The following is a 15,708-nucleotide window of genomic DNA, read 5'->3' on the forward strand; positions in this document are numbered from 1 at the left end:
TTTTCATGGCATAAGTATTTTCAAATCCGTTCTACCCTTTACAAATCCGTTCTATCACTTTTGTGTTGTTTTTCAAAATTATATTTGGGATAATAAAAAATAGACAAACATCATATTTGTTCAAAAGAAATTAGGCAAGTTTTATTAAGAAAATTAATAAATATAATATAGAAAGTATGTGTGAATGATTATGTTTAATAAAGTAATGGCAGTACTTTACATCATATTATATATTGCACCATTTAGTGTGATTCGATATTACCCATTTTTGGATAAACTGAGGCTTCCAATAAAGAATGTTATTACTATATATGCATCATTTCTTACTTTGGAGGCAGGTTTGTTTGTTTACATAATAGGAAAGGTAAGTATAAATAGTATAGAACTTCAGATTTATCGTATAAGTTGGGTTGTTATTTTCGCAGTGTATTCCTTTAGTGTAATAAAGGAGAGGTTTTTTAAACAGTTTTTCTTTTATTTGATAACCAAAATTTATGCAAGTATGGTTTGTGGGACAGCAAATTTTATTGAAGCAAATTTTTTTCTAGACTTTACTCTAAAACATCCATACACAGTTAATAATGCGGCTATAATTATACAGATTATATTCACATTTCCTATAGTTTTTCATTTAATATTACGGTACTTTAAAAAGTTTGCAGATTCAGTGGAAACGGATATTTGGAAGGTTATTTGGCTTATTCCATTTATGTTTTATGGTATTGGTGTTATTTTTACTGTAGATTTAAGCACTGCAAGCAATTGGAAGTATATTGCTGCACGATATATGGCATGTATAGGGGCATTTACTGTTTGTTATATCTTGCTGAGATCATTGAAACAGCTAGGTGATAATGCCTATTTGCAGGAGCAGCTTGATTTTATTGACCAGCAGCTTACAACTCAGAGAAAACAGTATAGGGCACTTACTGAGAATATTGAGGAAACTAGAAAAGCACGTCACGATTTGCGACACCATTTTTTACTAGTGAGAAGTTACCTTGAGGAAGATAAAAGGGCAGAACTTATTGGATATATGGAGGAACAGCGCCAAACTCTTCCAGTAGATGTGGAGGAAACTATTTGTGAAAATATTGCAGTAAATGTTTTAGCATGCTACTATATTGGGCTTGCCAAAGAAAGACATATTCGTACTGACTTTAAAATCAGTATTGCTAGAGATATAGGTATTTTAGATTCAGATCTTTCCATTATTTTTGGTAACTGTCTTGAAAATTCACTAGAAGCTTGTGAGAGAATGAAATCTGAGGATGCAGTTATTCGCATTCGAGCAGGCATGAAAATGGGAGATCTTATTATTGTAATTGGTAACAGCTTTGATGGACGAACAATGTTCAATAATGGAGAATTTCGTTCAATTAAACGTAACGGACGTAGGGGGATTGGCATTACATCTATTCTTGCAGTAGCAAAAAAATATGGCGGAGTCCCCAGCTTTGAGATAATAGACGGAAACTTTTTCAAGGTTTCCATGGTTTTGATGACTAAATAGTGTTACAGTAAAATCTTTATGAGAAAAGTAAAAAATCTACTAAAAACTAACTGTGAGTTTTTAGTAGATTTTTAGATTTATAGGATAAGGTTATTTTGTATTGTGAGCATATTGAAGGTTTATTAAAAAGTAAATAATATTGGTTATAATGAAAGTGTATTAATTGAGTCGTTGTTGATATTTTTTACCCAAATATTCACATCTTCAAAGCTGCCACATATATTACAATTATTTATCAATCTGCCTCTAAATTTATAACCATGTTTACTTAGAACTAGATTAATACCAGGACTTATTGCTCTAGCTAAACTATACAAACAAATAAATCCCATATTTTTAAGGTCTGATTCTAAAGAATATATAATATTTGATAATATACCTTTGCATCTATATTTTGGATAGGTTGCACAGTTGGTTATTTCAGCATTCAAATTTACGTTGTCCAAATCTGCTGAAGCTGCAGCAATTATTTTTCCATTGTCAACAGCAACCTTGTATAAAGTTTTTTTATTCATAGTTTTCTTTAAATAATCTTCATCATAAACAAGAGAAGGAGATGTGAAAAATGTATTGGAAAATAATTCAGCTATTTCTTTTGCATCACTTTCCTTTGCATCTCTTATTTGATATTTGAAATTATTGTTATATACAAAACTATTTCCAGCATTTAAACTTTCTACTAGGAATAGATTTTCCTTATTTAAACCCTTATGAAGTTTTCTGCTGCTTCTTATAAAATAAGACATACAAAAGGCATCTTCACCTTGAAAATATCCATCTATTTTGCCTTCCAAGTGAAACTTAGCGTTAACAAAGTTTTCAAAAGAATTAGCATCACAGTTGCAAACAACTTTTCCTAAGTTTTCTTTAGCAGCAAAGTGTACAATTCTATTTATATTTTGAACTGATATATGGTGAAAGTTAACTATTTTTGCACAGCTATTAGAATAGTCAACATATACTTTATATTGATAAATTTTTATGCAATAATTATCATCTAATTTATAGCTGCTTGTATTCATTATTAATGATCCCCCTTTTAATATAACATTGCTTTTTTGGCATTAGACAATATGAATAAAAAACATTTGTCATAAAACCTCCATCTGAATTATTCAAAAAAATAACAAAGCTGCAGAGAAGTATCTGCAGCTTATAAAGCATTGCTATTTATTGGCACACAAAATACACTATTCTGTATACCAAAACTTCTCTCCAACGCTTACGAGATTAGCTGACGGATTCGGGTTGAAGAATAACCCTACTTGCTCTTATTGGCAAGATTCACCCCAAAAATTGGTTCTCCCGTTCAAATTGATTCAGCGGTATAAATATTCTATTTTCATGACCCTGTGTATATAACCATATCATTATAACATATTTATGTCAATATGTATATATTACTAATGCGTTCCCCCTGCCCACATTCTAATAAAAAATTGCAAAACATTTTTAAATATGATACAATGATTAATATTAAAATTGCATATTTATAGCTAAGTGTTAGCTGTTTATTTTCGGTTGAACAAATTTTTATTTGATTTCAAGAGAATTTGACTTTTGGGGTGGGAAGTCCTTTATGGGGGACTTTCCACTTTTTTTGCCATTTAAAGGAGGTAAACATGGAAAAAACATTATTGAATATAGTATTAATTCTTATATTTACAAAAATAGGAGGTATAATAAGCAGAAAATTAAAAATGCCTGAGGTTTTAGGAGCATTGATTGCTGGTGTAATACTTGGACCAGTAGTATTAAATATTGTTCAGTATGATGATAATATTAAGCTGCTCTCAAATCTTGGAGTGATTATGCTTATGTTTCTTGCAGGCCTTGAAACTAATGTAGAAGAATTTAAAAAAGCAGGATTGTCTTCATTTATAATAGCAGTGGCAGGTATAGTACTTCCACTTGTATTTGGAACTTTAAGTGCATATATGTTTTTTAATAATTTTTGGGAAAATGTATTTGTAGGAGTTATTTTAACAGCTACTAGTGTAAGTATTACAGTAGAAACTCTTAAAGAACTTGGAAAGCTTAATACAAGAGCAGGTATAAATATTCTTGGAGCAGCTGTAATAGATGATATTTTAGGACTTATACTTATATCTGTAGTTCTTGCAGTGGCTCAAACTTCTGGTTCTGGAAATTCAGGGTCATTATCAATTGTATATGTTTTTATAAAGATAACTTTATTTTGTTTATTTTCTATAATAGGAATATTATATATACCTAAATATATAAATAAATTTAAAGATTATTTGAAACCAAGCAAAGAGTTTCTTACATTTTCTATAGCTCTTGCAATATTAATAGCATATATTGCTGAAAGCTTAGGTATAGCAGCTATTACTGGTGCGTATATATGTGGACTTATGCTTTCATCACTTTCTTACAAGGAATATCTAGAGAGAAATGTTAAAGCAATTTCATCTGGATTTTTGTCTCTAATATTCTTTGCAAGCGTTGGAATAGAAGCAAATTTAAAGGGACTAAATATGGAAGTGCTTTTTATAACCTTAGTGATGTTTATTGTAGCGGTAATTGGAAAAATATTAGGATGCAGTAGTGCTGCAAGACTTATGAAGATGAGCAGAAGTGAAGCAGTCCAAATTGGAGTTGGTATGATCTCAAGGGGAGAAGTAGCTATAATTACTGCTAATATAGGTCTTCAAAAGGGAATAATTTCAGAAGAAATATTTCTTCCGACTTTAATTGTTGTAATATTGACGACCATTATAACTCCTATTTTGCTTAAATTAGCATTTTCTCATAGGGTAGAAAAGAAAATTAGATAATCAATAGTAAATATAGAACAAAAATATAATTACAAAGAGGGTCTGTCGTATTAGGGATAAATACTACAATGCATTGTATGTAAATTCCTTAGTGCGGCAGTCTTTTTTGCAGTAATTCAGGTGAAGTTAATGAATAAAAAAGTTTTTATGTAAAGTATTATAAAATAATATTCATTAAGCAATTTGAAATTAGGTATAATGTGACAATAAAGTAAAAATAAAAGTGATACAATTATGTATATGACATCAATAAATCTTACTTAGGGTAAATATTACGGTAGACAGCCATAGGATAAAATATAAAGGATATTTTTATGGGGGGATATTAGTGGATTTTAAAATAATTGTAATTGAAGATGAATTTTCAATAAATGATATACTAACCTTTGCATTAAAGGGAGAGGGATATAAAGTTAAAAGTGCTTCTTCATCAAAGGAAGCCAGAGAGTTTCTTCAGGATTTTAAACCTAATTTAGTATTACTTGATATAAATTTACCAGATGAAAGTGGTTTTGAATTGTGCAAGTTTATTAATGCTAATTATAAAATACCAATTATCATGCTTACTGCTAGAAATGATATTACTGATAAAGTACTTGGTTTAGAACTAGGTGCAGATGATTATATAACAAAACCATTTCATATAAAAGAAGTGTTAGTAAGAGTAAAGATAGCTTTAAGAAGAGTTGACAAATATAGAAACTTGGATAATTATAATGATTTCATAAATCTAAATGATAGTATAAAAATTAAATTAGAAAATAGGATGGTAATTAAGGATGGAAAAGAAATTAAATTAAAACCTAAAGAATATGATTTGTTAGTATTTTTTATTAAAAATAAAAATAGAGTTTTTACAAGAGAAGAAATTTTAGATAAGGTTTGGGGTATAGATTATTGTGGTGAAATTAGAACTGTAGATATTCATGTTAGAAGGTTAAGAGCAAAATTAAATCTGGATAGTGGACAATCCTTCATTGAAACAGTTTTTGGTGTAGGATATGTGATGAGGTAGTGATGTGAAAAATAGTGTAAGATTTAAATTTATGTTAGGCTTATCAATTATATTTATAGTTGCAGCAGTTGTTTTAAATCTTTTAATCAGACAAGTATTTGAAAATAATTTAGAAAATTCTATAAAGAGCTCCATGAAGGATACAATGAAGAGTTCGAGAGAATACATTAAATATAATATGCTTCCGAAAGATTTGTATATGGAGGAAGAAGCTCTTTGTGAAAAATTGTGGAGTATACTTAATGGTTATATATTTACACGTAATTATGAGATGGAAATAAGGACACCTTCAGGAAAGATTAAAGCAAATACTATAAGTTCAGATTTTACTGGATTAACAGATAGAGGAACAAAGGAAGCTCTTAAAGGAAAAGCTGTGATAAATCTACAATATAGCAAAGATAATGTTCAAGCAGTATTATCTTATCCATTATATGATGGAAATAGATGCTTAGGAATATTGAATATAAGTAAAAGCTTTAGTGATTCTTATATTGAAAACAAAAGAATAATAAATATTATTACTTTGATAGAGTTATTTGTCTTTATATTTGTTTTTACAGCATCCTATTTATTTACATCAAGAATAGTACAACCTATTATAACATTAACAAAACAAATAAAGAAAATTGAAGAAGGAGATTATGAAATAAACTTAAATATTAGAAATAATGATGAGATAGGAATTTTACTAAAAGAATTTATTAACATGAAAGAAAAAATAAGAAATCAAATAGAGACTATAAGTATGGAAAAAGACAAGGTTTTAAATCTGGAAAAGGGGAGAAGAGAGTTTTTTAACAATGTAACTCATGAATTAAAGACTCCACTAACAGCTATTTCTGGTTATGCTCAAATACTTTCTGATAAAAATGTGAAGGATGAAGAATTTAAAACTAGGGCAATACAGAGGATTTATTTGGAAAGTGAAAGGCTTCATAAGCTTGTAATTAATTTGATAAATGCTTCAAAAGAAATAGATTTTCAAGAAGAACATAAGGAAAGTATTGAAATGAAAACTCTCTTAAATGATGTGTGTATTGATATGGCAAGTAAAGCTGAGAAGTATTCAATTCATATATTAACCAATTTAGAACAAGGTTTTATATTTGGTCAGGAAAATAAAATAAGACAGCTTATAATAAATTTATTAGATAATGCAATTAAATATTCTTTTTCAGGAGAAAACATCAATGTTAATGCTTTTAAAGGTAATGATCATTATAAAATAGAAATTTTAAATAAAGGCAATCCAATACCTGAGAGAACTTATAGTTCTATTTTTGAACCTTTTGTAAAGGGTATTAATTCCATTGAAGGTGGGAGTAGTGGTCTTGGTTTATATATATGCAGTGAAATAGTTAAAGAACATAATGGAGAAATACATATAGAAAATGGCAATATAATAAAGGTAATAATAAAAATTCCCTCTTTTTCATCTGGTGGAAACAATTTGGAAACAACTTAAACAAATTTAGAAAACACTAAGTGATATCATGTATATAAATAAAATAAATACAAGAAAGGAAGTTGTTCTTTATGCTTGCTTTAGTATAGCTATAGAACAAATGTCCAATTTTAAAGGGGGAAGCAAATATGATAAGAAAAAGTATGAAACAAATATCATTATTTTTAGCTTTAGTACTTTCAATACCATTAACCTTTAGTGCTTGTGAACAAAAACAAAAAGAAATTAAGATTTCTAGTGATGTTAAACAAGAGATGAAAAATGAGGAGAAAAATGCTTCTAAGATAGTGAAGATAAAAGATTTAGATTTAGGTAACATGATATACACACCAATATGCTGGAAAGATGATGAAAATATTGTAGTTACGGATGGAGGTTCTAAAAATAACAATGAAATAGATGTAGAAAATATTAATATGGGAGATATCAATGTTTATAATGTCAATATAAAAACTTCCAAGGACTCTAAGGTTAACACTATAAAAGATGCTGTATGTGGAGAAGTAGGAAGTAAAGATATGTATGGTAATTTTCTTTATATGAAGGATAACAAAGTTTGTATGTATAACGCAATAGAAAATACTGAAAAATCAATATATGACTTATCATCAATAATAAAAGAGCAAAAAGAAAACTTGAAAATTAAAGATGAAAAAGAACTATTAAAAAGAATATACTGTGGATTTGTACTTGGGAGTGATAAATGTATATATGTGATGGCACAAACAAGTGATATTAACTGTAGTATAAGGGTAATTAATACGAAAACAGGAAAAGTAACTGAAGGGTCTTTTCCTGTAGGATACTTTCCTAATTTAGGTAATGTACAAAGCTTATATTCATTGGCATATAACAAAAATAAGGATATATTTTATGTAACTTCAATTTATTATAATTTTATATATGAATGTAAGCTAAAAGGAGAAAAAAGCATTATTAGAAAACGCACTAATGCTGCAGGACAAATATTTGATATATCAGAGGATGGAAATGATCTTTACTTGAATAGTTTATACTATAAAAAGGGAAAAATGGGCATTATAAAATATGATATGGAAAAGGATAAGGTTACAGAAATAACAAGTGATTATATGGACAAAAATGGAAAAAGCCAAATTAGTCTCTTTGTAGATGTTGCTGCTAATTATAATAACAATATCATAGGGTATAGCATAAATAATACTGTATATGAAAAAGATAATAAAACTGTATCTAAAATTCAAGCTACTTCTTTTATAGGAGATTTTGATGGTAAAGAAATAAAAAATAATGTGATGCTTCCAGTAGAACAGATGGAAGATAAAAATAACAACAACAGAATTATGATTAATAAAAAGGGAGATAGTTTTATTTATACAGTTTTATATTCTGATTATAAGGATAACATTATTAAAATGTATAAAATGAAAAGTTATGTATATCAAGTTAAAAAGTAGGATTAGGGAAAAGGTACAGCTATATTTGAATAGAGAATATTCAAATATAGCTGTATTTTTAGGTTAAGAACTATTTTTTATAAAAGGACCTTTTTAAATAATAAATTTTGTTATTTATTAACATTAAGTTACATTTAAAACTTATTTTGTATTAAAAATTATAAAATAAATAAAGAAATATAACGAAAATTAAATAAATAATAAAAAATATATGCTATAATAATTTTATATTTTAGTATAAAATTGGATTTGTAAACGACTTTTGTAAATAAGTATAACTAAATATTAAAAATTCCATGTAATTTATAGAAAGATTTATTAGTTTAAGAAAAGATATATATATAGAACAAATTGTCTTCTAAATTTAATGTAAAATATGAAGGAGTGAGAAATTCTTGGCTGGGAAGATAAGAGAAATTATTAATGATATTATTAAACAAAGGTCCAAAGGAAATCCAGCTATTATTGAAATGACTAAAGCAAAATTTATATTAAAAGGTATTAATCCTGATAAATTTCATGTTGACTCTGAAGATGATCCAGTTATAATGGAAAAGCTTTTTAAAATTGCAGAACAATTAAATATAAAAAAATCAACATACGATGGTGTAAATATAAAATCTGCTTTTTCAAGGAAGTGTCTGGAGAATGAAGTTGTAGATGATATCAAAAATCAATTAGATTTATCTGGCATTAAACTTATAATATATTTTGCTGCTTCCAACTTTGATCAAAAGCTTTTAAGTAGTTTAATGCAAGAAACTTTTAAAGATTGCATAGTAGTTGGATGTTCAACTTCGGGAGAAATAGTTAGTGGAAAGTTATTAAAAGATTCAGTTGTAGCAATGGCTTTTAATTCAAATATTATCTCTGATGCAAAGGTTGAAGTAATTGAAAAAATGAAAGAAGGTTTAAATGTAGAAAGAGCATTTACTTCTTTTGAAAGATATTTTAATGAAAGTTTATATACAATGAATTCGAAAAAATATGTAGGAATAATCTTAATAGATGGTGTAAGCAAAAAAGAAGAAAAAATTATGGATTTGATTGGCAATAGGACTAACGTCTTTTTTATAGGAGGATCTGCAGGAGATGACTGTAGATTTGTAAAAACTCATGTTTGTGCAAATGGAAAAGCATATAATGATTCAGCAGTACTTGTAATGCTGAAAGTAAATGATGATGCAGAGTTTAGTATTATTAAAACACAAAGTTTTAAATGTTTAGATACTAAATTAGTTGCTAGTAAAGTAAATGAAGAAAATAGAGAAGTTATAGAATTTAATGATAAACCTGCAATTTTAGCATATGCAGATGCTCTGGGAGTCAGTTCAATTGAGGATGCAGAAAAATATTTTATGACTAATCCTGTAGGTCTATTAATAGGAAAAAATGATATATTTGTAAGAAGTCCACAACAAGTAAGAGGTACAAGCATGTTGTTTTATTGTAGCATATTGAAGGGAATGGAAGTTAAATTACTTCAAGCTACTAATATCATAGAAGATACCAAAAGGGCTATTGAAAATAAGATTCAGGAATTTGGAAAAATTGATGGAATTATAAATTTTAATTGTATAGAACGTACACTTGAACTAGAAAGAAAAAATCTTGAAGGACAATATGGAGAATTATTTAGAGATATTCCTACTGTTGGATTTTCCTGTTATGGTGAAGAATTTATAGGACATATAAATCAAACATCTACTATGCTGGCTTTTAGACTAAAGACAAATGCATAAATTTTAAAAGTTGCATATAAATAAAAGAGTTTGTATAATTTAAGAGATTGATTTTACTATATTAAGTTAGAGTATTCATGAAATTTTGACTAAAATATTTTTGAAATGGGGAAATAAGTCATGGATGATGTAGAAGATTTTTTAAATAATGCTAGTTTGCTTATTGTTGATGATTCTTATTATAACATTAAAATGTTATCTATGATACTTAGGCAAAAATGGCATAATGTAAGAAATGCTTTAAGTTATGAATTAGGTATGAAATCTGTTATGGAAAATCCTCCAGATATAATTTTACTTAAGAGCAGTGCAGATGGATGCAAAGTTTGTGAAACTTTGAAAGAACATGATAAACTTAAGAATATTCCCATTATTTTTATTAATAATAAAAATGAAAAAGTTGATATAGATGATTTGTTTAATGCTGGAGCTGATGATTATATAAATATGCCCATTAATTATAATGAAGTTATAGTTAGAGTAAAAACTCAATTAAAGCTATATTTTATGAATAAGCAAGCGTGGAAATATAGTGAAAAGAGCTATAATCAAATTAATAAGCTTAATGAAAAGTTGATGAAAGATAATAATGATTTAAAAGAACAAGTTAGGAAAAATAATCAGCAATTAGAAGAGATAACTGATGAATTAAAAGAATTTAATGTTATGCTTGAGGAAGAGATTACTGAACGTACTAAAACTGAAGAAGCTTTAAGGGAAAGTGAAAGGCAATTTCGTTATTCTATAGAAGAAGCTCCAGTACCTGTAATGATATATGCTGAAGATGGTGAGATAATGAATATCAATAAAACCTGGGAAATTATCACAGGTTATACAATTAAGGATATTCCAATAGCTTCTGAATGGGGAAAAGTATCGGATATATTTAAAGAAGACTCACAGTGCAGTGCAAATATACTATATAGTTTTGAAGAAGGACGAAATGATGGAGAGTATTCTGTAAAAACAAAAAGTGGGTATGTACGAATTTGGAACTTTTATTCAGGTTATATTGGTAGATTAAGTGATGGACGTAATATAATAATTAGAGTAGCTATGGATATAACTGAAAAAAAGCATATGGAAGAATTACAAAAAAGTATTGAAAAAGAAAGAATGAGATTACTTGAGATTAAGGAATATGATAGAATTAAAACAGATTTTTTTGCCAACATTTCTCATGAATTAAGGACACCAATTAATGTTATATTTTCTGCCATACAAGTGCATAAGCTTAAACTAAAAGATTGCAATTTTAATGATAATTTTCCAGATAAATATAAGTATATAAATATCATGGAACAAAATTGTTACCGTCTATTAAGGTTGGTTAATAATTTAATTGATATTACAAAAATAGACTCAGGATATCTTGTAATAAATGAAATTAATTGCGATATAGTAAGTCTTATAGAAGATATAACCCTTTCGGTAGCGGATTATATAGAGAATAAAGGTCTATCCGTGGTATTTGATACAGATATAGAAGAAAAAATTATTGCTTGTGATCCAGAAAAAATGGAAAGAATTATATTAAATTTATTGTCTAATGCAGTAAAATTTACGCTTCGAGGAGGCAGTATTTTTGTTAATATAGAAAATGGTACTGAAAGTATTTGTATAAGGGTAAAGGATACAGGAAAAGGTATTCCTAAAGAAAAGCTAGATTCAATATTTGAACGTTTTGTACAAGTTGATAAATCTCTTACAAGGGAAAATGAAGGAAGTGGAATAGGACTTTCGCTAGTAAAGGCTTTAGTAGAACTGCATGAAGGAACTATATCAGTAAATAGTAAGGAAGGTTATGGAAGTGAATTTATCATACATATTCCATGTAAATTAGTAGATGGTGGTGAATTTAATTACAGTTCTTATGAAGATACAATGAAGAAAAGTTATATTGAAAAAGTGAACTTAGAATTTTCTGATATATATAACTAAAAGCATTCATATAAATATAGTAGATCATTATTATAGGAGAATGTATGCCAGGAGATATATCAAAACACACTAAGTATATTGCTGATGGACCTTATCCAGAACCAAAGGTGGAAGGTAAAAATATTTTTTATGCTAACCTACTGCTTGAAGATTATGCAGGTATGGTTAGTGAACTTACAGCTATAAATCTTTATATCTTCCAACATATAGCTAGCGAAGGAAAGTATGATGACTTTGCAGAACTTATAGGTGGAATAGCTATGGCAGAGATGAAGCATCTAGAGCTTTTAGGAGATACAATTAAGTTATTAGGTGTGAAACCAGTGTATGCTAATTCTACCTGTCCATTTAGTAAGCTTTGGACTGCTAAATATGTCAATTTTACTACTGTTATAAAAGCTATGCTTGCAGAAGCCATTAGATCAGAAAAAAAGGCCATTAATCAATATAAGCGTCATATTATTTTGATTAAGGATGAATTTATAAAGAAATTGATTAACAGAATTATAATAGATGAGGAGCTTCATTTAAAGCTTTTAGAAGAAATGTATGAGAAATATTAAGATAATATTTTTTGAGAGGACAGAGGACAATTGTCCTCTTATTTACTTGTCTATCATAACCATATTGAATTGAGTATTGTAACTACAGTTGAAACCTGCTTTAGTTAAAGCATCTAGGCTAACATTTTTCTTAGAAGAAAGATCTTTTGAATTAAAGCTATAGGTTTGTTTATCTATAGTTAATTTCAATGATGAAGAATCATAAGTTCCACCTAAATACATAGCTATATAGAGTGGATTAACATAAGCTTTACCATTTGCTATTTCAGTTTGATTGCTTCCAAAGGCAATTGGTGTTCCATATATCACTAATCTTGGATCAGCGCCTATAGCTGCTAATTCTTTGTTATTCATATCGACATTATATGCAGCTGGAAGAACTACCTTTGTACTGTTTTGTGGATGATCTTTATCTATTGTGAAGGAGTCTACTAAAGTTCCATCCTGCTTATATGCGTTTATTGTAAGTACATTTCCTTTAACATCTGCTACTTCGTAAGAAGGCATATCTTGAGGATCAAAGAAAAATGCATCCCAAACTTTAGAAGATAAGTCTCCATAATATTTAGCACCACTTCTGCCAGTTACATAGTATACTGTTCCCTTAGAGTAATCTGTATAGTATTTACCATTATTTATAGGGAAGGTTCTAGACACACCATGATCATGCCCGTTAAGAACTACATCTACATGATGCTTTTCTATTATAGGTGATATTATATTTTTTAAGCTTACATTAGCTCTTGAAGCTTTATTGTAGTACGGAGTTTTGTGGAAGGAAACTATTGTCCAAGGTTGTTTATTTGCAGATAAATCTGAATCAAGCCAAGCTGCCTGCTGTTTGAAAAATTCGTCGTTATTTGGAGCTTCTTCTTCTTCCTGGCTGTCTAACATTACGAAATGAACATTTCCATAATCATAGGAATACACTTGACCCTTAAAACCTTCTGGTCCATTCATAGGAACCTTGAATTGATTTACAAAATATTTAGGCTTAGTTGAATCCCAGCCAACAGCATTGTAGGTTTCATGGTTACCTTGAGTGGGCATTTCCGGTACAGTATCAATAACACCTTTAGCAGCGTCAAACCAGTTATTCCAGTGTCTATAGTCTTGTCCTTTTTCAACTAAGTCCCCCATATTTATTATAAAATCGGCATCTTTATTTTTAGAATAGGCATTTTGAACAGTTTTATTCCATGGAGCATAATTTGGGACATCTGCATTTCCGCTTTGAGAATCTCCAAAAACAATAAATTTCACATCATCTTCTTTGGCAGTTTCTGTTTTAAAGGTGTTTTCTTCACTCCAATTTTGTCCATCCCCTACTTTGTAACTATATTTAGTATTTGGAGTAAGATTAGTTAGAGTAGCTGAAAATAGATTCATATATCCAGTGTTTATATCAGTGTTTGATGTTGAAAAATCTTCCTTAGCAGCATCAAAAGTTTTTGTCTCACCAGTAGTTAAATTTTTGTATTGAACTAATCCTTTAGTTACATTTGTACTAGTTCTCCAAGTAATGGTTTGTGTAGTTTTTGGATCTTTTGTCCATGTTAAAGTAACATGATCAGGCTTTACAGTAGAATTCAGGCTGGTATTAATAGTTGTACCATCATAGGCTGCTTGTACTGAATATATTGGAGATGCTGTTGTTGCTGCAGTAATGATAAGTGAAGCTATTAACATTGATAAATGTTTATTTTTCATAAATCTTTCACCTCTTAACTTAATTTTCCATGGCATAACGTAATTATATATTTATTAAGTTAAGAGGATATTATATAGAGTTAAGGATGTGTTAAGTTTATGAATAAATTAAAATTTTACAATATAAAAATATTGCGAAGCAATATTTTTAGAGGACATTTGACATTTGACAGAGGACAATGAAGGTGAGTTTTCCTCCTTATGTCGGAAAACTAATTTATTTCTAAAGCTTGTTTTGCTAACGCAAAATGAGCTTTAAACTTATATTAGTCAGCAATGTTTCGCTTTAGCGAAACGAGCTTTGAAAAACTTAATTAAAGATTTTTCGTAGCATAGCGGAGAAAAATCATCCTTCACTGTCCTCTGTCAATTGTCCTCTATCCTCTAAAAAGTTGTGTCGCATTATGCTTAAATTATAAATTTAGTAGCTTTTTAATCGCATAAGTAATATAATAACATAAAATATAATTTTAACATTAATATACTTGATTCAAATTGCAAAACTATAAATATTAGTTAAAGTTAATAAGTATTTACAGTAATTTATTATATATATTATCTACTTAATCAATGAACATATAATTTAAACAAGGAGGGATAGTATGAATATAGCAGCTTTTTTTGATATTGATGGTACTTTATATAGAGAAGGATTAATTACAGAAGTTTTTAAAAAACTTGTGAAATATGAAATAATTCCAACTGATAGATGGTATAAGGAAGTAAAACCAGAGTACGAGAAATGGGATAAAAGACAGGGAAACTATGATAACTATCTTTTGAAAATGGCAGGAATATATATTGAGGCTATAAAAGGTCTTCATAAATCCCAAATAGAATTCATAGCTAAAAATGTGGTGTCGCAAAAAGGAGATAGGGTTTATACTTTTACAAGGGATAAAATTAAGTGGCACAAAGAAAAAGGACATAAGGTGATAACTGTTTCAGGAAGTCCCATAGAGCTAGTAAGAGAAATGTCTATAAAATATGGTTTTGATGACTATAAAGGAGCAAGGTATGTAATAGATGATGATGAAATGTATACTGGAGAAGTAATTCCAATGTGGGATAGTGAAAGTAAAGAAAATGCTATTTATGATTTAGTAAAAAAGTACAATATAGATTTATGTAACAGTTATGCTTATGGAGATACATCTGGAGATTTTTCAATGTTTAAATTAGTAAGACATCCTGTCTGTGTAAATCCAACTAAAGAACTTCTTCAAAAGGTTGTAGAGGATGAGGAAGTTAGAAAAAAAATACAGATAATAGTTGAAAGAAAGGATACAATATATGATCTAAAACCAGATTACATTAATAATTTTAATTAGGACTTGCGAAGTAAGATAGCGAGTTAAAGATGTTAATATGTTTTGCTTAAGGCAATATTATGTAAAGCATATTCACGACTTTCTTGCTATTTTTTATGTTGGAAATTTACATTTGTGTTATATATATGAATTAAATTTCACTTGATTGCTAAAAAATGATATAATACTAAAATGGATGTTTTACATAATTA

The 15,708-nt window shown here is 28.4% G+C and carries 11 protein-coding genes, 1 riboswitch and 1 other annotated feature; of the genes, 9 read left to right on the plus strand and 2 right to left on the minus strand.

Annotation, left to right across the window (positions count from 1 at the left end):
• Positions 1-190: 190 nt before the first annotated feature.
• Positions 191-1,513 (plus strand): ATP-binding protein, encoded by a 1,323-nt coding sequence (locus Ccar_RS02200; RefSeq protein WP_237737300.1) that lies wholly within the window; start codon positions 191-193, stop codon positions 1,511-1,513.
• Between the two features lie 143 nt (positions 1,514-1,656).
• Here Ccar_RS02200 and ablB read toward each other — a convergent pair whose 3' ends face one another.
• On the minus strand, positions 1,657-2,535 hold the full coding sequence (gene ablB, locus Ccar_RS02205; RefSeq protein WP_007062728.1) for a putative beta-lysine N-acetyltransferase: 879 nt from the start codon (positions 2,533-2,535) through the stop codon (positions 1,657-1,659).
• 182 nt (positions 2,536-2,717) lie between these two features.
• Positions 2,718-2,848: riboswitch (cyclic di-AMP (ydaO/yuaA leader) on the minus strand.
• Positions 2,849-3,032: 184 nt separating this feature from the next.
• Positions 3,033-3,088 (plus strand) — a sequence feature (sodium ion sensor (DUF1646 type); this cis-regulatory element may regulate processes involved in with the transportation of sodium ions).
• Between the two features lie 47 nt (positions 3,089-3,135).
• Between ablB and Ccar_RS02210 the strand changes: the two genes are divergently transcribed.
• From Ccar_RS02210 to Ccar_RS02240, 7 genes are all read left to right on the plus strand, one after another.
• Complete coding sequence (locus Ccar_RS02210; RefSeq protein ID WP_007062727.1) at positions 3,136-4,311, plus strand: cation:proton antiporter; 1,176 nt, start codon at positions 3,136-3,138, stop codon at positions 4,309-4,311.
• 328 nt (positions 4,312-4,639) lie between these two features.
• A complete protein-coding gene (locus Ccar_RS02215) occupies positions 4,640-5,326 on the plus strand; it encodes a response regulator transcription factor (protein ID WP_007062726.1) in 687 nt (228 codons plus the stop codon).
• A 4-nt stretch (positions 5,327-5,330) separates the two neighbouring features.
• Positions 5,331-6,794, plus strand: coding sequence for a sensor histidine kinase (locus Ccar_RS02220; protein WP_007062725.1), 1,464 nt, complete (start codon positions 5,331-5,333; stop codon positions 6,792-6,794).
• Positions 6,795-6,922: 128 nt separating this feature from the next.
• Positions 6,923-8,230 carry a YncE family protein gene (locus Ccar_RS02225; protein WP_007062724.1) on the plus strand — a complete coding sequence of 436 codons (1,308 nt, stop codon included), beginning with the start codon at positions 6,923-6,925 and terminating at the stop codon, positions 8,228-8,230.
• Between the two features lie 395 nt (positions 8,231-8,625).
• Complete coding sequence (locus Ccar_RS02230) at positions 8,626-9,972, plus strand: FIST signal transduction protein (protein WP_007061984.1); 1,347 nt, start codon at positions 8,626-8,628, stop codon at positions 9,970-9,972.
• Between the two features lie 120 nt (positions 9,973-10,092).
• On the plus strand, positions 10,093-11,913 hold the full coding sequence (locus Ccar_RS02235) for an ATP-binding protein (protein ID WP_007061983.1): 1,821 nt from the start codon (positions 10,093-10,095) through the stop codon (positions 11,911-11,913).
• Positions 11,914-11,957: 44 nt separating this feature from the next.
• A complete protein-coding gene (locus Ccar_RS02240; RefSeq protein WP_007061982.1) occupies positions 11,958-12,476 on the plus strand; it encodes a ferritin-like domain-containing protein in 519 nt (172 codons plus the stop codon).
• A 42-nt stretch (positions 12,477-12,518) separates the two neighbouring features.
• Here Ccar_RS02240 and Ccar_RS02245 read toward each other — a convergent pair whose 3' ends face one another.
• Positions 12,519-14,186, minus strand: coding sequence for a purple acid phosphatase family protein (locus Ccar_RS02245; RefSeq protein ID WP_007061981.1), 1,668 nt, complete (start codon positions 14,184-14,186; stop codon positions 12,519-12,521).
• A gap of 602 nt (positions 14,187-14,788) precedes the next feature.
• Here Ccar_RS02245 and Ccar_RS02250 point away from each other — a divergent pair.
• Positions 14,789-15,517, plus strand: a complete 729-nt coding sequence (locus Ccar_RS02250; protein WP_007061980.1) for an HAD-IB family hydrolase — start codon at positions 14,789-14,791, stop codon at positions 15,515-15,517.
• Positions 15,518-15,708: the final 191 nt, after the last annotated feature.

This window comes from Clostridium carboxidivorans P7, assembly GCF_001038625.1.
GTDB lineage: Bacteria > Bacillota > Clostridia > Clostridiales > Clostridiaceae > Clostridium_AM > Clostridium_AM carboxidivorans.

Excerpts from the sequence above, each read along its gene's own strand:
- Ccar_RS02200 (WP_237737300.1), top strand. The coding sequence starts at position 191 with ATGTTTAATAAAGTAATGGCAGTACTTTACATCATATTATATATTGCA.
- Ccar_RS02225 (WP_007062724.1), top strand. The coding sequence starts at position 6,923 with ATGATAAGAAAAAGTATGAAACAAATATCATTATTTTTAGCTTTAGTA.
- Ccar_RS02210 (WP_007062727.1), top strand. The coding sequence starts at position 3,136 with ATGGAAAAAACATTATTGAATATAGTATTAATTCTTATATTTACAAAA.
- Ccar_RS02250 (WP_007061980.1), top strand. The coding sequence starts at position 14,789 with ATGAATATAGCAGCTTTTTTTGATATTGATGGTACTTTATATAGAGAA.
- ablB (WP_007062728.1), bottom strand. The coding sequence starts at position 2,535 with ATGAATACAAGCAGCTATAAATTAGATGATAATTATTGCATAAAAATT.
- Ccar_RS02235 (WP_007061983.1), top strand. The coding sequence starts at position 10,093 with ATGGATGATGTAGAAGATTTTTTAAATAATGCTAGTTTGCTTATTGTT.
- Ccar_RS02245 (WP_007061981.1), bottom strand. The coding sequence starts at position 14,186 with ATGAAAAATAAACATTTATCAATGTTAATAGCTTCACTTATCATTACT.
- Ccar_RS02240 (WP_007061982.1), top strand. The coding sequence starts at position 11,958 with ATGCCAGGAGATATATCAAAACACACTAAGTATATTGCTGATGGACCT.